22 protein-coding genes and 1 tRNA gene are annotated in these 21738 nt (G+C 54.1%); 10 read left to right on the plus strand and 13 right to left on the minus strand.

Annotated elements, in window-relative coordinates:
• Positions 1–5: 5 nt before the first annotated feature.
• The 7 genes from flgF to HUF19_RS13010 all read right to left on the minus strand — a co-directional run bounded on the left by flgF (position 6) and on the right by HUF19_RS13010 (position 8247).
• Entirely contained in the window at positions 6–752 is a 747-nt protein-coding gene (flgF, locus tag HUF19_RS12980) for a flagellar basal-body rod protein FlgF (protein ID WP_260997010.1), read from the minus strand.
• Between the two features lie 204 nt (positions 753–956).
• Positions 957–4592: a flagellar hook-basal body complex protein gene (locus HUF19_RS12985; RefSeq protein ID WP_260997011.1), complete on the minus strand. Its 3636-nt coding sequence runs from the start codon at positions 4590–4592 to the stop codon at positions 957–959.
• 27 nt (positions 4593–4619) lie between these two features.
• A complete protein-coding gene (locus tag HUF19_RS12990; protein ID WP_260997012.1) occupies positions 4620–5411 on the minus strand; it encodes a flagellar hook assembly protein FlgD in 792 nt (263 codons plus the stop codon).
• A gap of 10 nt (positions 5412–5421) precedes the next feature.
• The gene (gene flgC / locus HUF19_RS12995) at positions 5422–5868 is read right to left on the minus strand and encodes a flagellar basal body rod protein FlgC (protein WP_260997013.1); all 447 of its coding nucleotides are present in this window, start codon (positions 5866–5868) and stop codon (positions 5422–5424) included.
• Positions 5869–5870: 2 nt separating this feature from the next.
• Positions 5871–6269 carry a flagellar basal body rod protein FlgB gene (gene flgB / locus HUF19_RS13000; protein WP_260997014.1) on the minus strand — a complete coding sequence of 133 codons (399 nt, stop codon included), beginning with the start codon at positions 6267–6269 and terminating at the stop codon, positions 5871–5873.
• 166 nt (positions 6270–6435) lie between these two features.
• The gene (locus HUF19_RS13005; RefSeq protein ID WP_270049425.1) at positions 6436–7272 is read right to left on the minus strand and encodes a CheR family methyltransferase; all 837 of its coding nucleotides are present in this window, start codon (positions 7270–7272) and stop codon (positions 6436–6438) included.
• Positions 7273–7320: 48 nt separating this feature from the next.
• Positions 7321–8247, minus strand: coding sequence for a chemotaxis protein CheV (locus HUF19_RS13010; protein WP_260997015.1), 927 nt, complete (start codon positions 8245–8247; stop codon positions 7321–7323).
• Positions 8248–8344: 97 nt separating this feature from the next.
• On the opposite strand from HUF19_RS13010, the gene flgA reads away from it, so the two are divergent.
• The 6 genes from flgA to HUF19_RS13040 all read left to right on the plus strand — a co-directional run bounded on the left by flgA (position 8345) and on the right by HUF19_RS13040 (position 11741).
• Positions 8345–9055 carry a flagellar basal body P-ring formation chaperone FlgA gene (gene flgA / locus HUF19_RS13015; RefSeq protein ID WP_260997016.1) on the plus strand — a complete coding sequence of 237 codons (711 nt, stop codon included), beginning with the start codon at positions 8345–8347 and terminating at the stop codon, positions 9053–9055.
• Between the two features lie 63 nt (positions 9056–9118).
• Complete coding sequence (gene flgM / locus HUF19_RS13020; RefSeq protein ID WP_260997017.1) at positions 9119–9445, plus strand: flagellar biosynthesis anti-sigma factor FlgM; 327 nt, start codon at positions 9119–9121, stop codon at positions 9443–9445.
• A 14-nt stretch (positions 9446–9459) separates the two neighbouring features.
• Entirely contained in the window at positions 9460–9930 is a 471-nt protein-coding gene (flgN, locus tag HUF19_RS13025; protein WP_260997018.1) for a flagellar protein FlgN, read from the plus strand.
• A gap of 22 nt (positions 9931–9952) precedes the next feature.
• Positions 9953–10693: a flagellar brake protein gene (locus HUF19_RS13030; protein ID WP_260997019.1), complete on the plus strand. Its 741-nt coding sequence runs from the start codon at positions 9953–9955 to the stop codon at positions 10691–10693.
• A 46-nt stretch (positions 10694–10739) separates the two neighbouring features.
• Positions 10740–10815 (plus strand) — tRNA-Arg (locus HUF19_RS13035).
• A gap of 71 nt (positions 10816–10886) precedes the next feature.
• Positions 10887–11741: an LEA/WHy family protein gene (locus tag HUF19_RS13040; protein ID WP_260997020.1), complete on the plus strand. Its 855-nt coding sequence runs from the start codon at positions 10887–10889 to the stop codon at positions 11739–11741.
• A gap of 2 nt (positions 11742–11743) precedes the next feature.
• Here HUF19_RS13040 and HUF19_RS13045 read toward each other — a convergent pair whose 3' ends face one another.
• The 3 genes from HUF19_RS13045 to HUF19_RS13055 are packed head-to-tail and all read right to left on the minus strand — an operon-like array spanning position 11744 to position 14158.
• Positions 11744–12220 carry a hypothetical protein gene (locus HUF19_RS13045; RefSeq protein WP_260997021.1) on the minus strand — a complete coding sequence of 159 codons (477 nt, stop codon included), beginning with the start codon at positions 12218–12220 and terminating at the stop codon, positions 11744–11746.
• Complete coding sequence (locus tag HUF19_RS13050) at positions 12217–12927, minus strand: OmpA family protein (RefSeq protein ID WP_260997022.1); 711 nt, start codon at positions 12925–12927, stop codon at positions 12217–12219. Before HUF19_RS13050 ends, HUF19_RS13045 begins: the two co-directional genes overlap by 4 nt.
• A complete protein-coding gene (locus HUF19_RS13055; protein ID WP_260997023.1) occupies positions 12920–14158 on the minus strand; it encodes a hypothetical protein in 1239 nt (412 codons plus the stop codon). Before HUF19_RS13055 ends, HUF19_RS13050 begins: the two co-directional genes overlap by 8 nt.
• A 146-nt stretch (positions 14159–14304) precedes the next feature.
• Here HUF19_RS13055 and HUF19_RS13060 point away from each other — a divergent pair, with 146 nt between their 5' ends.
• Genes HUF19_RS13060 through HUF19_RS13070 form a run of 3 tightly spaced genes read left to right on the plus strand, consistent with a single transcriptional unit; the run spans position 14305 to position 16056 of the window.
• Positions 14305–14625, plus strand: a complete 321-nt coding sequence (locus HUF19_RS13060; RefSeq protein ID WP_260997024.1) for a YbjQ family protein — start codon at positions 14305–14307, stop codon at positions 14623–14625.
• Complete coding sequence (locus HUF19_RS13065) at positions 14625–15107, plus strand: YbjQ family protein (protein ID WP_260997025.1); 483 nt, start codon at positions 14625–14627, stop codon at positions 15105–15107. Before HUF19_RS13060 ends, HUF19_RS13065 begins: the two co-directional genes overlap by 1 nt.
• A 1-nt stretch (position 15108) precedes the next feature.
• The gene (locus HUF19_RS13070; protein ID WP_260997026.1) at positions 15109–16056 is read left to right on the plus strand and encodes a M48 family metallopeptidase; all 948 of its coding nucleotides are present in this window, start codon (positions 15109–15111) and stop codon (positions 16054–16056) included.
• Between the two features lie 45 nt (positions 16057–16101).
• Here the strand turns inward: HUF19_RS13070 and trxB are convergent, their stop codons facing one another.
• Positions 16102–17055 carry a thioredoxin-disulfide reductase gene (gene trxB, locus HUF19_RS13075; RefSeq protein WP_145465863.1) on the minus strand — a complete coding sequence of 318 codons (954 nt, stop codon included), beginning with the start codon at positions 17053–17055 and terminating at the stop codon, positions 16102–16104.
• A 508-nt stretch (positions 17056–17563) separates the two neighbouring features.
• On the opposite strand from trxB, the gene HUF19_RS13080 reads away from it, so the two are divergent.
• Positions 17564–18277 carry a cyclic di-GMP-binding domain-containing protein, MshE-related gene (locus HUF19_RS13080; protein WP_260997027.1) on the plus strand — a complete coding sequence of 238 codons (714 nt, stop codon included), beginning with the start codon at positions 17564–17566 and terminating at the stop codon, positions 18275–18277.
• Positions 18278–18332: 55 nt separating this feature from the next.
• On the opposite strand, the gene HUF19_RS13085 is transcribed toward HUF19_RS13080, so the two are convergent.
• Together HUF19_RS13085 and HUF19_RS13090 are read right to left on the minus strand one after the other, a co-directional pair.
• A complete protein-coding gene (locus tag HUF19_RS13085) occupies positions 18333–20000 on the minus strand; it encodes a hypothetical protein (protein WP_260997028.1) in 1668 nt (555 codons plus the stop codon).
• A 92-nt stretch (positions 20001–20092) separates the two neighbouring features.
• On the minus strand, positions 20093–21640 hold the full coding sequence (locus HUF19_RS13090; RefSeq protein ID WP_260997029.1) for a hypothetical protein: 1548 nt from the start codon (positions 21638–21640) through the stop codon (positions 20093–20095).
• Positions 21641–21738: the final 98 nt, after the last annotated feature.

The following is a 21738-nucleotide window of genomic DNA, read 5'->3' on the forward strand; positions in this document are numbered from 1 at the left end:
TCCTGTTACTGGTTAGCCAGAAGTTGTGTAGTGGCGGCGGTATTTTCATCCACCCGTTTCATCAGTTTTACCTGCATTTCGTACTGCCGGTTAAGGGCGATCAGGCTGGTCAGCTCTGTGACCGCATTAACATTGCTGCCTTCAACAAAACCATTCACCAGAGTGATATTCGGGTCGGCGACTGCTGGCGGTGTGGCCGGATCACGGAAACGGAACAGGCCATCTTCGCCTTTTTCCAGCGCCTGCAGATCCGGACGCACCAGCTTAAGCTGCACCGGTTCAGCGACCGCCGCCGGGTTTTCCCCCAAGGGCTGAATCGTCACGATACCGGCGCGACTGACTTCAATACTCTGAAACTCTGGCAGCACCACAGGCCCGCCATCGCCAATCAGCTGCAGACCGCTGCCATTTACCAGACGGCCATCGGCATCAACGCTCAGATCGCCGGCACGGGTATAAGCCTCCTGGCCATCCGGTCCCTGCACAGCAAACCAGCCATCACCTTCAATAGTCACGTCCATGCGGTTGCCGGTTTCGACCAGCGGACCCTGACGGAAATCACTGGCCGGACGTTCGGTCATGGCATAGGCACGGGTTGGAAAGTGATCGCCGAAAACCCCCATCGCCCGGCTCTGGGTGTAGTCCGAGCGGAAGCCTGTGGTACTGGCATTGGCCAGGTTGTTGGCGTGTGCGGCCTGCCCCAGCGTATTTTGCTTGGCACCTGACATGGCAATGTATAAAGCGCGGTCCATAGTTCTGCCTCTGTTCTTGCAGGTAAGGCGGAAAATCCACCTTACCGAATGAGTTACAGGAAACATTGCAGAGGACGTGCCAAAACCATAAAAACCATTATTTTCAATGACTTATGATTTATTGACGGTATCGGAGCGGAAAAAGCGTGGGAAAAACGGCAGCCTCTTCCGCCAGAGGGGAAGAGGCTTGCCGCCGGACAGTCATCAGATATTCAGAATGGTCTGAGTGACCTGGTCGGTGGTTTCAATGGTTTTGGCACTGGCCTGGAAGTTACGCTGGGCAATGATCAGACCGACCAGCTCTTCCGATAAATCCACGTTCGAATCCTCCAGAGCTGATGAACGGATCTGACCAAAAGAAGCGGTGCGTGGCGAGCCCACCGTCGGATCGCCCGACTCAAAAGACTCGGCCCAGGATGTATCCCCCAGTGGCGTCAGACCTTCCGGATTGCGGAAGTTGGCCAGCGCCACCTGCCCCAGCGTCTGTGCCTGACCGTTGGTGAAGCGGGCAAAGATAATCCCTTCCTGATCCACCTCAAGCCCGGTCAGACGGCCGGTGGTGTAACCGTTCTGGCTCACTTCGTTGACCGCAAAGGCGCTGCCGAACTGGGTAGAACCACTCAGGTCAATCTGGAAGTTGGAGTTGCCTGGCGGATCGGACAGCGGCAGACCACCTTCCAGTACGTTTACCGAACTCAGGGCGCCGGTCGGATTACCGTCGGCATCCTTCGGATCCCAGTTAGTAATGTAAATATCGCCGGTCGACAGCGGATCGAAGCTGCCGTCCTGATTAAAGAACAACTCAAAACGTGCCGGCGTTGGCTCCAGATTCTGCGGGAATGGCAGAGTCGGGTCCGGATCGCCGACATCAAAACCATCCACCTGAACATACATGGCCCACAGATTGGCCTCGTTCGGACGGCTCGGATCAACCGGTTCCTTAACGAAGTACTGGGTCATCACATGGGTATTACCCAGGCTGTCATAGATATTCATCGAGGTGGCGTGGTTGTAGGTGTCCTGATCTTTCGGATCAAAAGCATTCAGGGTGTAAGGGGTAAACTCATCCGGAGTCAGTGCCCCGAAAATACCGGATACCACCGGATCAGGCTGACTCAGGGTGTAGTTTTCATTCAGGATAAAGGTCACCACACCACCCACTGCCGCTGACAGATCAGCACTGGTACTGCCGCCCAGCACTACCGGCCCGGTGTTATCGGCGCCCTGCACCACCAGCGAGTCCGATACCACCGGACTGTCGATGCTCAGCTTAATATCGCGGCCGATTTCGTTGGTGATGACCAGATCACCGGCTGCGGTAATTTCGGCACTAAAGCCCGGCAAGGTGGTGCCACGATACGAGTTAATTTCGTCGGCAATATCTTCCAGTGAAGTAGAGGTTAATACCTGACCGTTCAGCGTCAGTGTCATATCGTTGCCAGGACTGTTGTAGCCCGACAGCGGAATGTTCATGGTGGTCAGCGCCGATGCAGTCACACCCGGCTGCTTGTTGAACAGCGCCACAATGGCATTGGCTTCACTGCGCTCAGGAATCAGGATTTCGGTTTCTTCACCGTCCGGATTGGTCAGCACAACGGTTTGTTCCGGGTACTCGTTATTCACCCCTTCAATACCGGTCGTCAGCAGGGTGCTGTCGGCCGGATTGGCCTGCAGCAGACCATACAGCTCAGCGGCGCTGATGTCCGGGCCGGAGGCGGTGATGTTGCTGATCGAGATAATCGAGGCTTCACCGGCTTCAGTGGCGCGCAGCTCCAGCTGATACTGTGGCGGCACCACGTTCGGTTCAATTTCTACCGCCGCCGCCTGCACACCGATATAGCCATCAGCATCCTGACTGTTCAGCTGGCGGTTAATGCTGGCCGCCAGTTGCTGTACCGAACGATATTCTTCGTCCAGCGTAATCAGCACAGAGCCGCTGCGGTTTTCGTTATCCGGCGCCGGTACTGTCAGGTTGATGCGGAAGCTGTTGGATTTATCCACCTCATCCTCACCGGTAACCACAAACAGGCTGTCAAAGCCCAGAGCAGCCACCGCCTGCGGCTCAGCTACCGTTGGTGTCACTGAGATACCTTCACCGGAACCAACATTGGTGTTGGTAAACACCAGCTGGCCACCCACCGCATCCACGGAGACCTTACCGGCGATACCGGCAGCACCGATGTAGATATCAATCTGCTGCTGAATCGCTACCGCCAGATCATCCAGCGACGCATAGTTAGCCGGCGGAATGGTGATATTGAACGGACCACCGCCATTACCCGTGGTACTGGTCACTTCCAGCTGGAATACGTTGTTTGCCTGCACCGGCTCAACGCCATTATCAAAACGGTTACCGGAAAGGAAACCGATGCTGTCGAGACTCAGACCTATGGAAGACACCGTGTTATTGGCAATCTGCAAATAGTCGCCCTGAGTGGCCGGCGCCTGCACCTGGAACTCGATACGGCCGGCATTGTTTACCGCCAGCACCTCTTCGTTACCTGCACCGGCCGTAGCGGTGATTTGCGTATTAATCTGTGCCACGGCATCGGCAATGCTCAGCGTGGCATAACCTGAACCCGGGGCTGCGCCCTGCCAGGCTGCCTGACTCAGGTTAATCTGATAGGTAGCTCCGGTTTCGGTAGCGATGGCAAAGGCCAGCACATTACCGCTACCGGCGCTGATATCCAGCGCACCATAGAGGTTACTCGCGGTCAGCTGGGCAAACTGGCCGGGATCGGAAGAGACAATACTCAGCGGAGGCGTTGCCGTAGTACGGGTGGTGGTTGAAGTACCCGGAATACTGCGGAAATCCGCAGTCAGTGCGCCTGCGCCAACAAACAACAATGACCCCTGAGTGCCGGCAGTTACCGCACCAGCCGCACCAAAGGCCGCCATACTGGCCGAGTTACTAAAGGCAAAGCTGGAACCGTCGGTCGCACTGTAACCGCCACGCTCAAATACCAGATTACCGGTACCATCGGTGGTCGCGGTCAGCTGCTGCGATCCCAGCACAGCATCAATTGACTGCTGGATTAATGTCAGGGCTTCTGCCTGAGTAGAACCGGCCGGAATCGCCTGCAGGGTGATCGTCTGCACACCATTACCATCGCCCAGATCGACATCAAAGGTTTCACCACCAACAGTACCGGCAGTGGCAACGTTGGCGACGGTATTACCACCACCCAGCGCACCATCAAAAGCTACCGCAGCAGGCGTGCCGCCAGTCGTCGGCTGACCGGCCGAATCCAGAATTGTCCGGGTCGAGTCAGCAATACCGGAATCGGCAGCACCAATCGCCAGACCGTTGGATACCAGCTGTAAGCCCTGCTCCTGCAATACCTTTTCACTGGCATTCAGGTTCAGAATGGCCGATGCCAGATTGGTCAGTCGTGGTGGCTGGTTGGCAACCTGGATTCGGATATCCCCCAGAACACCATTAACCACACCATTTTCATTCGCGGCATAACCCTGCAGGCGTGACCCATTATTGGCGACCACATAGCCGTCTTTATCGAGGGAAAAAATACCGGAACGGGTGTAAGACACGCTGCCGCGATCTTCCAGTACAAAGAAGCCATTGCCGTCGATAGCCATATCCAGCGCACTCTCTGTGCCACTGATATTCCCCTGACTGAATTGCTGGCGGACGTTATCCACCATAACACCGCTGCCGACCGGCTTAATGCCGGTGCCCAGCAGGGTGGTGGTGTACACGTCGGAAAATTCCGCCCGTGATTGTTTAAAGCCGGTGGTACTGGCGTTGGCAATGTTATTACCTGTTACCTCAAGGTCGGTCGAGGCAGCCCGAATACCACTTAAACCAATATTAAAAGCCATAATCTAGTCTCCGTTGCCCGTTCCGAACTACTCATCCAGAATCTGTTTAATCTGATCCAGCGAGGCACTGCGACCGCCCGCCAGATTCAGAATGACCGTTCCACTGCCGCTCATGGTGACGCTGTCGACCCGTGAGCTCATCTGCATTCCCAACTCTTCTGATTTACCGCCCATGGTGCCGGTAACCTTGAATACGTATTCACCGGCCGGATACGGCACAGGAATCTTGTCGCCGTTAGCATCCAGTACCAGCTCGCCTTCTTCGTCTTTGTAATATTCCTGACGATTCAGCTTATCGATGTCGAGATCGATGATTTCGCCATCGACCATCATATTCAGACCATCCCAACGTACTGACATCGAGCCTGCAGGGCGGTTGCCCAGCGGAATCTGCTCCAGCAGCACGCCATTTTCATCTTCAATACTCAGCTGCAGGTTACTGGCGCTTTCCGGAACATCGGTGTAACCACTGACCACGCCACCGCTGAGCAGCAGGCCGGTTTCATTACCTTCAACAATGACCGACTGACCAACCAGGCTGGATGCCTGCAATGCAGACGCCGAGTTAAAACGCGACATCATGCTTTCACTGGTGGTATTGAGCTTGTCGATCCCCTCCACCGTGGAAAACTGCGCCAGCTGCGCCACGAAGGCCTGGTTATCGGTCGGCTCCAGCGGGTTCTGATTGTTCAGCTGTGCAACCATCAGCTCCAGAAACGCATCACGACCCAGTTCATTCTCTTTCGGCTCTGCGGTATTGCTGGGCTTGCGGTACTGATCCAGCGCAGCAGTGTTATTACCGACTTCATTAATTGCCATAACCTGCTCCTTACTGTCCCAGACTCAACGTACGCTGCAGCATCTGCTTTGCGGTCTTCAGCACTTCGACATTCATCTGATAGCTGCGTGATGAAGACATCATGTCAGTCATTTCTTCAACGATGTTCACGTTCGGGTAATACACATAGCCATCCTCATTCGCCATCGGATGATCCGGCTGAAAACGCTGCTGCAGCGGCGCATCTTTCTCCACAATTCCCATCACCTGAACACCAGCGCCGGTACCGTCTTCGATGCTCTGAAACTCATTATTGGCATTCACTTCCATAAAGGTTTTATGCATTACCGCAAACCAGGGCTTACGTGCACGGTAGGTTTCATCGACCGAGCTGGATGCACTTTCCGCATTGGCGATATTACTGGCGGTGGTGTTAATCCGGATCGACTGAGCATTCATGCCGGAACCGGCGATATCAAATACGTTGGATAACGACATAATTATTCTCCCCGGATCGCGCCTTTCATGCCTTTGAACTTGCCACTGAGAAATTCAAAGCTGGCGTTGTAGTTCATGCTGTTACGGCCATACAGCGCCTGTTCCATCTGCGAATCGACGGTGTTGCCATCAATCGAAGGCTGAATCGGATTGCGGTACAGCAGCTCATCATCGCGCTGAGTATGGCCACTGAGATGACCGGAGTGAGTACGCTCCAGCGCCACGCTGTTGCGGGAATTAACTTCTCCGGCCAGTACGGCCTGAAAATTGATATCACGTGCCTTGAATCCCGGCGTATCAGAGTTGGCCAGATTATTTGCCAGAATTTCTGCCCGCGCCGCGCGCAGCTGCAGAGCAGAAGGATGAACGCCGAGGGCGTTGGTGAAATTGATAGAGGCCATAATCTGATTCTCTTACGTGACTATGACTGGAAGATAGCAACCCCTGTGCCAAAAAAAATAATCCTTATTTTTCAGTACGTTAGAAATAAAAAGCCGCCCTTTAAGGCGGCAATGGAGCGGCAATTTAACGGCAACGGCAAACCTTTACCGACCGGCGGCAAGCAGCTTATGCGCCTCCGGTCTTCTTCGCCCGGTACACAATCCCCGGATGGCATTGCACCATTTCGAAGTAATCACTCAGGTTATTCATTGCCTCAGACGCACCGAGCATCAGATAACCGCCCGGATTCAGGCTGCCGTGCATACGCTTCAGAATGTCGTGCTTCAGATCAGCAGAAAAATAGATCAGCACGTTACGGCAAAAGATAATGTCGAATTTGCCCAGCAGCGCAAAGCTCTGCTGCAGATTCTGGGCACGAAAATCCACCCGGCTGCGCACCTGAGAATTAATGCGCCAGCGATCAGAATCAACCTCTTCAAAGTACACTTTGAGGTGCTGATCATTCATGCCACGACGGATCGCCAGTTGCTGATACACCCCTTCTTTAGCCGCTGCCAGCGAGCTGGGGGAAATATCGGTGGCGACAATGCGCTCGCCGGTCATCAGCTGACCCGGGTTCTTCTTTCTGAATTCTTCGATCTCAATACTGAGTGAATAGGGCTCCTGGCCGGTCGAACAGGCCGCCGACCAGATTTTCAGCGGACGCCGCTGCTGTGCCAGCTCAGGCAACAGCTTCTCACGAAAAATCCGGTAAGGGTGTTCGTCACGGAACCACAGGGTTTCGTTGGTGGTCATCGCATCGATAACACTTTCCTGCAGACTGCGGTTGCGCTCCATGGCAACCAGCAGGTCTGAAATACTGGCCACCGACTCCCGCTCCATCATGCGCCGCAGACGACTGGTCACCAGGTACTCTTTACCTTCGCCCAGCATGATACCGCTGCTTTTTTCCAACATCTGACGGAAGCGGTTATATTCATCCACTGACATTTCTTTGGTCATATTCTCATCCACATAGCCCATAGCCTGTTTAATGTGCTTAAACAGGTCCTAACTGGCTGCATTCACTTGTCGCACAACCCGTTCCGCAAGAATGTCCGGATCAAACTTGGCAATAAAATCGTTCGCCCCGACTTTCTCAACCATCGCTTTATTGAAAACACCACTCAGGGATGAATGGAGAACAATAAAAAAATCTGCCATACGGCTGTCGCCACGAACCCGCGTGGTCAGGGTGTAGCCATCCATCTCCGGCATCTCAATGTCGGAAATCATCATCATATAATGATCACTCACCCGCTCACCGTTTTCGGCAATGGCATGCAGGTGCTCCCAAGCCTCACGTCCGTCATTCAGTGCAACCACCTCAACACCGACATTTTCCAGACAACGGCTTACCTGCTTACGGGCAATTTTAGAGTCATCAACAATCAGCACTTTTTTGGCCTTGGCCCTGGCATGAACATCCTCGCTGATCACCCCTTCACTGATCTGTTCATTAACCGGCGAGACTTCCGCCAGAATTTTTTCCACATCAATGATTTCGACCAGCTGCTTGTCCACTTCGGTAACCGCCGTCAGGTAATGCTCACGACCGGTTCCCTTTGGTGGCGGATGAATATCACCCCAGTTCATATTGATGATGCGTTCCACACCAGCCACCAGAAAGCCCTGAGTCTTGAGGTTGTATTCGGTAATGATGACGAAAGCATTTTTCAGATCCTGCAACGGCTCATTCCCCGTTGCCATGCTCATATCCATGATCGGAATTGTGCCCGAGCGGATATGTGCCACACCACGAACGACCGGATTACTGCCCGGCAGAATCGTCAGCTTCGGACATTGCAGAACCTCTTTAACCTTAAAGACGTTGATGCCGTAGACCTGCCGTCCATTGACGCGAAACAGCAGCAATTCCAGCCGGTTCTCACCAACCAGCTGCGTACGCTGATTCACTGTGTCTAACACACCTGCCATAACAAGCTCCCCAAAAGTCGATCCGGCATGACCCTTGCTGTATCTGTTGAAACCATGGACTCAACGCCAGATAAATGACATTCAATATCACGTGTTTATGAGCATAGTAGAGAACCAGCGCCATCGTCGGATATTTGCTGCAATTTTCCTCGCCCTCGCCACACTGCCCTGCTCGCCTGCAGTTCAGGCGTCAGGCTGGCAGGAGGAAGTCGGGCAGCAACTGGTCAGCCGCTGGCAGGAAATCAGCGGTCACTCAGCTGAAGCCTCAGTATCCTTTCCCGGCCTGCCGGCAGACTACCAGCTGCCAGACTGTCAGGGAGGCTTCGGACTGGCTCTGGTCAAACCTCTGCAGGCCGGACGTAACGGACTGGAACTCAGCTGCAACGCCCCCTACTGGAAGCAGCATCTGGCAATACAGCTGCATACTTACAAGACGGTTGCCGTGCTGCGGAAACCGGTCAGCGCCGGCCAGCCCCTGACCACTGACGATATATCCATGGTGCGCCATGACACCGGCGAGCTGACCAAAGGCTACTACCCCCGTGCGGAAGACGTGCAGGAACAAATCAGCCGCCGCAGCCTGCGTGCCGGCACGGTGCTGAGTCCGGATATGCTCGATCCGCCGCTGATCATAAACCGTGGTGAACGGGTCAAAATCCGGGTTAACCGCCCGGGTATACGCATTGAAATGAACGGCACCGCGCTGGAAAATGGCCGGCAGGACGAACGAATCCGGGTGCGTAACGAACAATCGCAGAAAATCATCTTCGGCCGGGTAACCGGGCGGGGCTTAGTACAGGTCGAATAAAATTTCAAAAAATTGCTAAAGTTCCAACTATGGCCGCCGATAACACCTATGCAGGAGTGTAAAATGCCTAACTGGCTCGGAGATTTGTCTATGAATATCAATAAGTTAACTGGCGGAGTGGACAACAGTTCACGCACCCGTAACGAGCCGGTAAATAAAGACCCGGCACCAACCGCTAAAGCGCAGGAAAGCGCAGTATTTACCGACCAGGTAAAACTCAGCGCCAGCAGCAAAAGCATTCAGCAGGTTGAAGCGGAAATCCGTGAAATGCCTGATGTCGATGACGCGACCGTAGAACGCATTCGTGGCGCCATCGAAAGAGGCGAATACAAGATCGACTATGAAAAGCTGGCAGGAAAAATGCTTGATTTTGAGGATCGTCTCAACTGAAGCAGTGAACTCCTATGCGCACAGACACCGAACAATTCGCAGCTTTCCTGCAAACTGAGCTGGAATTAGCCACGGGAATCCACACGATTCTCGAACAGGAACGGGATGCTCTGGCCGCCAGCGACCTGCAAAGCCTGCAAACACTCCAGCAGGAAAAAACACTCTGTCTCCACCAGTTACAGGAACACGCCGCAAACCGCCTGCAATGGATGAAAAAATCCAATCTGCCGCAATCGGCGCAGTGCCTTCAGCATCCGGATATTGCCGCAGCGGCAAATATCCCCCCCTTGTGGCAAAAACTCGAAGAGCAGTACAAACAAAATCAGAAGCTATCCATCCAACTCTCCGATATCGTCCTCCACGCACGTCACCGCACCCTGCAAAAACTTAAAATCTTGCGTGGCCAGCAGAATGATCCACACTTATACAACGATAAAGGGAAAGCAAGTAGCCTGAAGCAGGGACAAGGGTACATTCAGGTCTGATCATGTCTGGGAACCAAGGGCAATGTCTGAGGAAAAAAATCAAGAATACCTGCTCGATGAACCGGAAGATATTTACGGAGCATTGCGCAAAATCGTCCTGATGGGCACACCGGTTAAAGTACGGATTGACGGCAGCGACGAAGTGTTCACCTCCGCTATTCCACAAACCGACTTTAAAAGCCGCAGCTTTTTCATGGACAAAGTCATTCCGCAGCAGGGTAACGACCTGATCCGTGCAGGGAAACGTTTTCATATTGAATGTGACAGTCAGGGTGTGCGTATTGAATTCCGCATGACCGGCCGGCTGAAATACCAGCCCCAGAAAGAACAATACCGTGCCGAATTTCCCGAGCAGGTTCTGTATCTTCAGCGCCGCACGGCATACCGTGTAGCGGTGCCGCCTGCTCACAATATTCTTCTGAAAATTAAAATGAACGATGGCGAAGGCGATTTACTCGGTCGCCTTCTGGATCTGTCATCCAGTGGCTTTAAAGCGCATTTCAGCGCCAATGTAAAAAAACGACTGGAAGAACAGCGTGAATTCCCGATCGCCAGAATCCGCTTTAATAAAGAAAACACCATGGATTGCAGCCTGGAAGCCCGTCATATCATCAATGACGATGAGGGCAATACCATCTGCGGCTTCGCCTTCACCATGGTATCGGCCATGGCACAGCGTTACCTCGACCGCCTGATCACTGAGTTTCAGTGGGAAGAGCGCCACCACAAAGACCTCGAAGAAGAACCCCTCGGCGACGTTTAACGACAAAAGCTGACAGCACCGCTGTCAGCCGTTAAAATGCCTGCCTCTCCCTATAGTTCAACCGGATAGAACGGATGCCTCCTAAGCGTCAGATTCAGGTTCAAGTCCTGATGGGGAGGCCACCCCTCTTCCTGCACCACCTTTAATTCTTCCGTGTCGTGTTACACTGCCGCCTGATTACAGGAGGTACAACATGAATAAACAAATCCGTTCCCTGCTGCTGTTTACGTTCATTGCATTGCTGCTGGCTGGTTGCAGTAACCTGCAGAATATAGCCAAAGCACAAAAACCCCAGGCGCAGATTTCATCGGTAACGGTGACTGAGCTGTCGTTAACAGAAGTTACCCTGCTGGCCAAAGTCACGGTCAAAAACCCAAATCCGGTTAAGCTGCCGGGCGTCAGCCTGACTCTCGATCTGAATATCGATGGTAAAAAGATTGTGGAGGTGACGCAGCCTGACAGCAGTATTTCATTACCAGCGAAGGGCAGCCGCGACATCAGTTTACCCATCACGCTGAAATATACCGACCTGTATAAAACGGTGTCAGGCATCAAAGACAAATCATCCGTGGCTTATGAAATCAATGGCCGTGTCAGCATGAAAGTTCCTGTACTCGGCGACGTCAGCCTGCCCGTCAGGCACAAAGATACGCTGCCTGTACCGCATCTGCCCGATGTCAGTCTGGTTAACGTCAGAATGGAAGATGCCAGCCTTACCCGCCTGCGTCTCTCGTTTGATCTTGCCGTCAGCAATCCAAACAGCTTTGGCTTAAAGATAAATACCCTGAGTTACCAGTTGTCGGCGGCAGGTAAATCCCTGAGCAGCAGCAAAACCGAACCACTGACGCTGAATGCCGGTGAGCGCAAAACCTTTTCAATACCGCTGTCGCTGAGCCTGTCTGAAGCCGGCAGCAGTGTCTTGCGTTTATTAAGCGGAAAATCAGCCGTTACTTATAAACTCGATGGCAAAGCCGATATTGCACCGGCACTGAAAGTCTGGAAACCAAAGCCGCTGACCTTCAGCTCGGAGAAAACCCTGAGCCTCTAGGCTCAGGTAATCGGATAGAAGGGATATTCCTGCTTGAAAGTATCGAGCGAGAATTGCTCACGGATTTGTTCAGAAAATTCTGCACGCCGTAACCGGCGTGCGTCCACACCCTGATATTGCAGCACAGACAAACACTCAAGGCAGACACCTTCGTTCTTCTTAGCCGACAGTGCTCCGGTACCAATCTGTAAACGATCCTGATGATGGCGCAACGCCTGCACTTTCTGGCAATACGCCAGATGATAATCCTGCTCATGAAACAGCCAGACACGGGTATTTTTAAAGGCCAGGGTTTTATCTTTCAGAATACGCAGTGCCTGCCCTTCGGCGGTCAGCATACCGTTGTCGAGGACTTCGCGTTCGGCATAGGTCAGCTGGCGTGCCGGATCGAATAATTCAAAATGTCCAAGCTCATCCGCGCCCATGCTTTCACGCAGACGGTTAAAGCCTTCATGCTGAAGAAAGTCGGTAATTTTCACGGCAAAACCCGGTCTAGAATCGTCGCAATCCGCCCTTCAGCATCGGTGCGGACTTTAAACTCCACCCGGCGTGAGCGCTCGCCATTTTCCACACCATTATCATCACGCACGACTTTGGCAGAAGACAGGCCATTCGCGGTCAGGTGAGATTTAAGCCAGTCTTTATTGGTGCTCACATCCGGTAATTCGAGGACAAACCCCAGCGCGGAGCGGGTGCGTTTTTGTGACAGTTCCATATTACGGATATAGGCATCATCTTCGCTCAGCGCGCCATACCAGGCACTGGAGGTGTGGCCTTCAATACGTACTTCGAGAATATCGTCACGGTATTTTTCACGGGTAATGATACCGATATAGCGCGGAAAAAAATCGGCCAGTATTGACTGAAATTCCGGTTTAAGATCAGCGGCGCCTTTATCGAACAACACTTCGGTATTGTTAAAACGGAAGGTCAGATCTTTATCCAGCTCAGCTCCCCAGCGCTGCATATCACCGGCAAATTCACTTTTTAAATCTTCGTATAACTGCACACGCAGATGATCGTACAGAATGGCGACGTCGCGGATTTTATCGCGTTCCTGTTCGACATTAATCATGAAGACAATGGAAATCAGCATAAATACCATCATCAGACCAGCCATTAAATCGGAAACGGCAACCCAGTGCCCTTCCTGTTCTTTCAGCTGCTCCAGTTCATTTTCATTCATCGATCTGCTCTGCCATTTTCACCAGCCGTTGCAGCTTCTCGGTCAGCGGTGAGTAATCACTGACGAATTTTTCGGACAACGCGGTCAGCTGCATACCAAAGGATTTCAGCGCCTTGTTCAGCTCTTCTTCCATGCTTTCATCCAGCACCACTACCTGACGCTCAACCCGCTCGCCAATACGCTGCAGCTGCTGCAGACTTTGCTGCTGCTGATCCTGTAAACGCTGGCCGCTGTCGGTCAGATTCTGCTGTAACTGCTGCTCAATGCTCTGTTGCATTTTGCCCAGCTCTTCAACGGCCCAGCGCTGCTGCATCTGCACGGCATCGGCCATTCCCTGAGTTAAGGCAACGACGCGATCTTCCAGTTTTGGCAGACCGTCAGCCGCGTGATTAACCAGGTCGGCCAGACTGCCAAGCTGAGATTGCAGATTCGCGCGCTGTGCCTCCAGGCCATTCAGCAGATCCTGCAACGATTCAGAAATGCCGTTGAAAGCATTGGCATGCTTCACCATATATTCGAACGCCTGACTGGCTTCCTGCATGGAGCCCGAGGTGCGCTCCTGCTCAGTAATCAGGGTATTTAACTGGTCTTTGTAATTCTGCTGCCACTCCAGCATGGCAATAACCGACTGGTTCAGGCGTTTGAAGTTATCGCCGTACTGTTCATTAATCTTGGTATTAAATTCGCGCATAACGGCTTCAATCGCATTCACCAGCGCTTTGGCATTGGCCTCAGCCATACGCTCCTGATAACTGTCGAGCGCGCCGATAACCTGATTCATACGCTCCAGCGTCTGCAGATGCTGGCGCTGCAGTAACTGCTGCAGGCCGTTATCCAGCTCCGGATTCATCTGATCGGCAATGTGTTTCAGCGAGGCATCCAGATCGTCGATGGTTGCCACCCGCGTCTGATTCACTTCACGCCGTCCGGTCTGGGCCAGAGCACCACGGATCTTCAGCGTCAGTGCACCCAGCAGACCAACAATGGAAGACCAGAACGCGGTTTTCAGACCGTCCATCAGCTTTGGTACACTGCCCTGAATATCGGCGGTATCGAAGTGCCACAAGCCAAGCGCCACACCCAGGAAAGTACCGAAAATACCAATACTGGTGAGAATATTGGGGGCAATTTCAGCGGTGCGGTTGGAATAACGGTAAAAGTGGAAGAACAGGGTCAGTGCCGCAATCGCGATCATCAGCCCCAGTGTCCATCCGGAAAACTGCTCCATCATGAGTATCTGCTCTTTCGCCAGAGTGAGGTTTATTCCCAACAAGTCTAGTTCATGTTGGTTGTTTTGCTTCCCGGCTATAAAAACGCAATATTCCCTTTTTATCCGGCTCGGGGCTTAATGAATCCTTTACAAGATAAGGAATGGGTATGCTGATCAGTAATATGGAAGTCGTCCCCGGCAAAAAAATTGCCGCTCACTTAGGTCTGGTACAGGGCAGCACCGTGCGCGCCAAGCATGCCGGCCGCGATATTATGGCGGGTCTGAAGAATATCTTTGGCGGCGAACTCAAGGGCTATACCGAGCTGTTATCCGAATCCCGCGATGAAGCTCTGCAGCGTCTGAGCGAGCAGGCCCGCGCTCTGGGCGCCAATGCGGTGGTCAATGTGCGCTTTTCCACCTCATCCATTGCTGCCGGAGCCTCCGAAATCTTCGTCTACGGTACGGCGGTGATTCTGGAGGATCGCTGATGGGTCAGCTGATTGTCTTTCTGACATTACTGGCGCTGGGCTATGGCTTTGGCCGGCTGGCGGAATCACGCCATTACCGCAGCATTATTGCCCGCGAAGATGCGCTGCGCAGCCTGCTGGTACTACCCGACCGCATGCCCCCCATTCAGTTTCAGAGCCATACCAGCACGCTGGTGACCGGCTCGGTGGTTATTTCGGTGGATTATTTTAAAACCGTCGCTGCCGGTTTACGCGGCATTTTCGGCGGACGTGTCGGCGCCTATGAAAGCCTGCTCGACCGCGCCCGCCGTGAAGCGATCCTGCGCATGCAGGAAGAAGCGCAGAGCCTGGGAGCTGAGGCGGTATTCAATCTCAAGTTCGAAACCAGCCGCATCGGTCAGAATGCCGGCCAGGGATTAGGATCGGTAGAGGTACTGGCATACGGAACGGCTCTTATTCCAACACCGGTTTCTGCTTCTGCTGCGTCGGCAGTGGCACGCTGAGATGAGCGTGCCTCCCTTACACAACCATGAGCCAAACCATGAGCCCAGGCAGAGCGCGCCTCTGCCAAAGGGCAACCCCAAACTGCCCGAGCAGATCAACAACCGTAACGAACATCCGCTCAAAGACTTTCTGCTACTGGCCGGCGCACTGCTGGCTTTGATGTTTATCCTGACCCTGCTGCTGGGCTGGAGTGCGCAGTGGCTGGGGCCGAAAATTCCTTATTCCTGGGAAAGCCGCTGGTTTTCCTCCGCACCAGAAGCCGTATCCGGCGCACTGCAGCCCAGCACTCAGGACACGCACGCTGCAGATACAGCGCGCCAGCAGGCACTGCAGCAATTACTGGACAACCTGCTCAGCCAGCAAAGCGCGCCATTAAAGGTGCGGCTGCACTGGTTAGCGCACGAAGATCCCCCCAACGCCTTTGCCACGCTCGGCGGCCATATTTTTGTGACCCGCGGCCTGTTAACTCAGGTCACGTCAGAAAATGCGCTGGCGATGGTGCTGGCCCATGAATATGCCCACGTAGAGCAACGTCACCCGATAACCCTGGCACTGGAACAACTGGCGCTATCACTGCTGGGCAGCGTGATAGGCAGTGAAGGGGCTGCCAGTATGATCGGCCAGCACACCAGCCTGCTGACGCTGTTAAGTTTCAGCCGGGATATGGAGCGCAGCGCCGATCAGCGTGCGCTTGAAATACTGCAAAGCCATTATGGCCACAGTGCCGGAGCTGATGAGTTTTTCCGCAACATGCTGAACCAGCACGATGAAAGCCGCTGGGCGCTGATGTTCCAGACCCACCCATTAACCAGCGAACGCCTGCAACAGATCAGTCAGGCCGGTTCAGCCACCGTGCCTGTAACTACCAGCCAGCTGACGCCACTACCCGCATTGCTGCAACTGAATGACGGTGCAGACAGTAAAGAAGCTCAGATTCCGCAGCCATAAAAAAGCCCGGACAATGCCGGGCTTTTTTATACAAACAACTGAAGATTACTTCAGGTTATCCAGGTAACGCTCCGCATCCAGCGCCGCCATACAGCCGGTACCAGCGGAAGTAATCGCCTGACGGTAGATGTGGTCAGACACATCACCGGCCGCAAACACACCTTCAACACTGGTTTGGGTTGCATTGCCGTTAGAACCGCTCTGTACCACTAGGTAGCCGTCTTTCATTTCCAGCTGGCCTGCGAAAATACCGGTATTCGGTGAGTGACCGATGGCTACGAAGATACCTTCCAGCTCAATATTCTGAGTCTCACCGGTTTCACGGTTTTTGATACGCATACCGGTGACGCCCATGTCGTCACCCAGCACTTCGTCCAGCTCACTGTTCCAGTGAATCGTCACGTTACCGTTAGCCGCTTTTTCCATCAGTTTATCGGCCAGGATTTTCTCTGAGCGGAAACCTTCACGACGGTGAATCACCACCACCTCAGAAGCGATGTTCGACAGATACAGCGCTTCTTCCACAGCGGTGTTACCACCACCGATCACGGCAACGCGTTTTTTGCGGTAGAAGAAACCATCACAGGTCGCACAGGCAGAAACACCTTTACCTTTGAAAGCTTCTTCACTTTCCAGACCCAGATACTTGGCGCTGGCGCCAGTGGCAATAATCAGCGCGTCACAGGTGTATTCACCGCTGTCACCTTTCAGGCGGAAAGGACGCTGCTGCACATCCACTTCGCTGATCTGGTCGAACACAATTTCAGTTTCAAAGCGCTCGGCATGGGCTTTCATACGCTCCATCAGCTCCGGCCCCTGAACGCCCATGGCGTCACCCGGCCAGTTGTCCACTTCAGTGGTGGTGGTCAGCTGGCCACCCATCTGCATGCCGGTGATGATCACCGGATTCAGGTTGGCGCGCGCGGCATAAACCGCAGCGGTGTAACCGGCAGGACCGGAACCCAGAATCAATAACTTAACGTGGCGTGCTGCGCTCATGCTGATGCGTCTCCAATGTCAGAATTCGATGTTCAGTGGTGGGCCATTATAGGGAGCAATGCCGCCGGGATAAATCGAAGGACGATTTAAATCTCCGCGACAGAGTGTTTATCCGCCGGCACTATGATTCATAAAGAGTCAGTAACCAGCCAGTAACCACAACCCGGAGCGTAACGCCCGCCCAAACAATGCTCTGCAGGGTAGCGGTAAAGCGCCTGTGGGTTAAATAAATATTGTCAATCTGCTCATCCAGTCAGGCTATTGACAGGCATCCCCCTGCAGCGCTGCCATTCCTGTCTATACTCTCATCATTGGGAAGGTATCTGCGTCCCGCAACACCCAGTTACAAATTGGCCTGTTTTTGCATTTCTGTTCTATTTCAATGAGTTACATAGACCAGATAACAGGTATACGGTTTCCGTCAAAGTCCTTTCGTTGTCCCGTCTGAACGACTGGGGCAGCATATCCGGATACGGAATAACAAGAACCCATATAAAGGTCGGCTAGCATGCAAAAGCGCCAGGAAATACAACAACGTTCACGTCTGGGCACCCTGCTCATTCACAAAGGGATGATCACCCGTCAGCAACTCGACGAGGCCCTGACACTGCAGGCCCAGAGTGGTATGCGTCTTGGCGAAGTACTGGTCAGCAACGGCTGGTTAACAGAGCGTCAGCTTAACCGGGCGCTGAAGAAACAATCCCGCTACCGTCTGATTGCCGCCATCAGTGCCGTCCTGCTTGGCCCTATTCAGCCGTTTATGGCCAACGCCAATGCCGCAACCGATAACAGCGCCATTGCCGAGCAGCAGATTACCGAGCGCAGTGGCATGCAGATGCTGTCAGACCATGCAATGTCGGATGTTACCGCCCAGGGCGCGATGACCAATTATGAACGCCTGCTGGATATCGTTAATACCGATCTTGGCAGTGACGATGACGCCGCGATTACCACCCTGGAAAGTCTGGCCTCCTCGCTGATACCCGGTACCAACCTGCTGGATGCTGATATGGAAGTATCCGGTGTTGAATACGAGCCGGGCCCACGCACAACCATCAACGCCGATGGTTCACTGGAAGTGCAGATGCCAACCTCCATTAAGCAGATTGCTTTCCGCAACGTCAGGGTAGCGGGTTCTGAAGGCCAGCATATGGGTGATGTGGTTATCCGCAACGTCAGCTTTGGTGCCGGTACCAGCGTCAGGATTCAGTTACGGCCATAAAGCCTGAGCATAAAAAACGCCGCTAATGCGGCGTTTTTTATGTCTGCAATAACGGCTATTGCGTCAGAAAACGCTGAATCAGCTGCGCTTTATCCACATCGGCACTGTTATCGGCAATCAGGTTCAGCTGATTGCGCTGTGCCTGCGAGAGCGCACTCACATCCATATTGGCCAGAATCGCCTGGCTAACCAGATTGGAGGTCTCGCCCTGCAGATGCTCCAGCAGCAACGGATAATGCTGCGGATCGCGGCTCAGGGTCATCCCGGCAGCATAACGCTCACGGCTCGAAGACGACCCCAGATGAGCAATAATGTCAGCGTCCAGATCGGTCAGTCCGGCGTTATTCGCCGCCATAATGGCTGAGGCTGCCTGCGGGCCGTCCATACGCTCACTTAACAGCTGTGTCAGTTGTTGCTGCTGGCTGCTGTTATCGCTGCCCTGCCGTTCGAGCTGACGCACCATGCTGCCCATACTGATCAGGGCATTAGCCTGCACATTAACGCTTTCCTGTGCATTACGTGCCAGAGAATCCAGCGCCGAATACGCCCGCGGCGTCACCTGACCACTGGCCGACAAGGCCACCATCAGACGCACCTTTTGCATATCCACCGCTTCTCCGGCCCCCTGTGGCAGGGTCTGCAGCACGTCGAGCATAAAGTCTTCCGCTTCCGGCCGGCCACTGATACCGAGGGCAAAAATCAGATCGCGGCCAGCCTCGTCACTGAGTTCCACACCATTACCCTGCAGGGCGTCAGCCAGCTCATAGGGCGAGAAGTTATCCAGCAGATACTCTGCTGCGCGGATAAGGCGCGCGGTATTGCGATCCTGGGCGAATCCGGCAAACACCGCCCACATATCAGCAGCCGAAGTTACCGGTGTGGCAAACTCGGCGCTACTGACCTGGCGCATCTGCCAGCGCTGGGCTGCATTGGCACCTTCATTAAAGGCGTAACGGTTCAGATCGGCATACAGCGGAATACCTTCCGCCCGGATGCGGAACTCGATATAGCCCTGCTGCCCCGCCACCTGCAGCGCCTGACGCTCGGTGGATGTCAGCTGCTGCGGCAGACAACCACCATCGTTGACAATACGCCAGTCGCTGCGGTTAGCGGCAAAATCCCGGCTGAGCAGTGATAAATCGGTATCGGCGCGGAATACTGCCCGCTCACTGCCTGCGGCCGTCTGGCGGTAACGGTATAAACGCTGCAGCGAGTCATAGGCATAACGGTAGGTTTCGCCTTCATGCCCCACCGACAGGCCTTTTAGCAACTGACTGATCACCGCCAGCGGATGCTGCTTCATCAGGCCCAGATCATTAAATGCCACAAACACGGCCCCCTGACCACTCTCCACCCGGCTGAGATACGGCAGATCCGGCAGGGCCAGCGCCCCATCGCCTTCATCAATGCGGATATCCGTGGCTACCGCACGAATCAGATCGCCATTGGCCTGCTGCAGCTGGGTACGGAAACTCAGGCCGGAGCTGTACACCAGCTGATTATTCAGGCGCGACACCACCTCAACCTGCACGCGGTAGGCAGCATTCAGTGGCTGACCGGCCGCACACTGCAGCGGTTCTGCGGCCTGGTGCTGATCAATGTCAGTCGCCCCGACAAAGGCCGGCGGCCGGGTCGGCAGGGTTTGCAGGTAAAGGTAGAATCCTGCACCCGCAACAACCAGCAAAACCAGCAGGGACAACGAGATTCGTAGCAACCAACGCATGATGATCCGGACTCCGTGTTAAACAATATATCGGTAAAAACAAAAGGCCCTTCACGGGAAGGGCCTCAGGACTCGCGTTCGGGCAGCGTTACTCAGAAGCTGAGCGGACGGCTGGCCTCTTTATCGAACAGCGTTTTGTCTTCGTGGTAACCGTCCCACTGCACATCGGCATTATCACCAAAGGCATTGGTTTCGATCCCGAAGACGCGCAGGAAGGTATCCACATAGCCACGGCCGGAAGACAGCAGGCTGTGCAGCGATTCCTGCTTGTACATTTCATAACCTTCAGCACCGTTACGCATACCTTCTTCCAGCTGATAAGGCATGGCCAGTTCCAGCACCCAGACTTTGAATTCGGCACCTAATTGCAGCAGATCCGGAATAAAGCTCAGGATGCTGGTTACGCGCAGATAAGCCTCCGCCGACAGCCACAGGTCCATGCCCGGAGTCACCGCCAGTGCGGTGCTGTTGGCATGCTGCTTACCATCGATAATCAGCGGCGGCAGGCTGCGGTCAACCACAGAAGTCAGGGTTGCATCGGTGCTCATGGTGCTGCCCACAGTGCCGTACACACGGAACGGGATCAGCTCATAAACAGACACGCTCATCACGCCCAGATCCACACCGGCCATATTGTGCAGCACACTGTCGAACATACGGGTGCTGGCTTTTACCGTGACGCTGGGTTTGAAATTCAGTGACGCTTTTGCCACCACACCATCATCTTCACAACCGGCCTGAGCCGAGAAATCCAGTACCACCGTCTGTGCCAGACTCGGTACAAACCAGGCGCCGCTGCTGGCGGAATCCGAAATCGCGTTGAGGATCGCATCACCGGTTGCATCCACCGCCAGACCGCCAATGTTAACCGGGTCCGGTACCGGCAGACCGAAAGCACCTTCAACCGCTTCCAGGCCACAGACGATCGGCGCAAAAGACATATCGGTCTTCAGCTGTGGCTGCTGACCTTCCGGCACCACAATGCCGCTTTCGCCCAGGTTAGCCAGTACATCAGCCTGTTGTTCGGCCGCTTGCTGGCGGATACGCTCGGCACTGTCGTTATTGGCAAAACGGCCAAAACACAGCGGGCCAACACCGGTAAAGGTATCTGCGCAAGGCTCATAGCACAGACCGGCTTCGTTCACAGAACCTGACGCACACTGCATCGCAATGCGTGGCTGCACCCAGGATTGCTTGGCACGGCTTTCCACAGGCCAGCTCCATTTGGTACAGATAGCACCGCCATCAGACCAGCCTTGCGGACACTGTTCCCAGCACACGCCGGCAACCGAATTGAAGCCCGCCGGACACTGCTCGGCACACAGGCCGGCATTGGCGTCATAGCCGGCCGGACAGGTATTGGGAATGGTGCCGACACCGCGGTTGTAACTCCATTCAAAAAAGCTTGCCTGCACATCGGCAACGGTGGTGTTAATCGCCGCTTCAACCGCACCAAACACATCGGCAGTTACTGACAGGAACTGATCCCCATCACTGCCCTGGCCGGTAACTGTTTGAATGTTGATAGGGAATTGCACACCAGCATCGGCATCAGCCGCCAGTGTCATCGTTTCGGTCGCTGCCTGAACAGTCATAGCCGTCAGGAACAGCGGAGCCAGCAAACAGCGGATCCATTTCATTGTTATTATCCTCAGGTGAGAGCGCCTGAGATTAGACAATACTGGAACCATAGTACAGCACGAAAAGTGAACGATTCGCGCCGATGTGGTACTCAATT

The sequence above is a fragment of the Thalassolituus hydrocarboniclasticus genome (genome assembly GCF_025345565.1).
In the GTDB taxonomy this organism is placed as follows: Bacteria; Pseudomonadota; Gammaproteobacteria; order Pseudomonadales; family Oceanobacteraceae; genus Venatoribacter; species Venatoribacter hydrocarboniclasticus.

What these genes read in the sequence shown, in the direction of transcription:
- HUF19_RS13005 (WP_270049425.1), bottom strand. Translation starts at nt 7,272, where the DNA reads ATGACCAAAGAAATGTCAGTGGATGAATATAACCGCTTCCGTCAGATG.
- HUF19_RS13070 (WP_260997026.1), top strand. Translation starts at nt 15,109, where the DNA reads ATGAGCGTGCCTCCCTTACACAACCATGAGCCAAACCATGAGCCCAGG.
- HUF19_RS13055 (WP_260997023.1), bottom strand. Translation starts at nt 14,158, where the DNA reads ATGATGGAGCAGTTTTCCGGATGGACACTGGGGCTGATGATCGCGATT.
- HUF19_RS13040 (WP_260997020.1), top strand. Translation starts at nt 10,887, where the DNA reads ATGAATAAACAAATCCGTTCCCTGCTGCTGTTTACGTTCATTGCATTG.
- flgF (WP_260997010.1), bottom strand. Translation starts at nt 752, where the DNA reads ATGGACCGCGCTTTATACATTGCCATGTCAGGTGCCAAGCAAAATACG.
- HUF19_RS13090 (WP_260997029.1), bottom strand. Translation starts at nt 21,640, where the DNA reads ATGAAATGGATCCGCTGTTTGCTGGCTCCGCTGTTCCTGACGGCTATG.
- HUF19_RS13080 (WP_260997027.1), top strand. Translation starts at nt 17,564, where the DNA reads ATGCAAAAGCGCCAGGAAATACAACAACGTTCACGTCTGGGCACCCTG.
- HUF19_RS13010 (WP_260997015.1), bottom strand. Translation starts at nt 8,247, where the DNA reads ATGGCAGGTGTGTTAGACACAGTGAATCAGCGTACGCAGCTGGTTGGT.
- HUF19_RS13060 (WP_260997024.1), top strand. Translation starts at nt 14,305, where the DNA reads ATGCTGATCAGTAATATGGAAGTCGTCCCCGGCAAAAAAATTGCCGCT.
- HUF19_RS13030 (WP_260997019.1), top strand. Translation starts at nt 9,953, where the DNA reads ATGTCTGAGGAAAAAAATCAAGAATACCTGCTCGATGAACCGGAAGAT.
- HUF19_RS12985 (WP_260997011.1), bottom strand. Translation starts at nt 4,592, where the DNA reads ATGGCTTTTAATATTGGTTTAAGTGGTATTCGGGCTGCCTCGACCGAC.
- flgB (WP_260997014.1), bottom strand. Translation starts at nt 6,269, where the DNA reads ATGGCCTCTATCAATTTCACCAACGCCCTCGGCGTTCATCCTTCTGCT.
- HUF19_RS13050 (WP_260997022.1), bottom strand. Translation starts at nt 12,927, where the DNA reads ATGAATGAAAATGAACTGGAGCAGCTGAAAGAACAGGAAGGGCACTGG.
- HUF19_RS13085 (WP_260997028.1), bottom strand. Translation starts at nt 20,000, where the DNA reads ATGCGTTGGTTGCTACGAATCTCGTTGTCCCTGCTGGTTTTGCTGGTT.
- flgM (WP_260997017.1), top strand. Translation starts at nt 9,119, where the DNA reads ATGCCTAACTGGCTCGGAGATTTGTCTATGAATATCAATAAGTTAACT.
- flgN (WP_260997018.1), top strand. Translation starts at nt 9,460, where the DNA reads ATGCGCACAGACACCGAACAATTCGCAGCTTTCCTGCAAACTGAGCTG.
- flgA (WP_260997016.1), top strand. Translation starts at nt 8,345, where the DNA reads ATGAGCATAGTAGAGAACCAGCGCCATCGTCGGATATTTGCTGCAATT.
- HUF19_RS12990 (WP_260997012.1), bottom strand. Translation starts at nt 5,411, where the DNA reads ATGGCAATTAATGAAGTCGGTAATAACACTGCTGCGCTGGATCAGTAC.
- trxB (WP_145465863.1), bottom strand. Translation starts at nt 17,055, where the DNA reads ATGAGCGCAGCACGCCACGTTAAGTTATTGATTCTGGGTTCCGGTCCT.
- HUF19_RS13065 (WP_260997025.1), top strand. Translation starts at nt 14,625, where the DNA reads ATGGGTCAGCTGATTGTCTTTCTGACATTACTGGCGCTGGGCTATGGC.
- flgC (WP_260997013.1), bottom strand. Translation starts at nt 5,868, where the DNA reads ATGTCGTTATCCAACGTATTTGATATCGCCGGTTCCGGCATGAATGCT.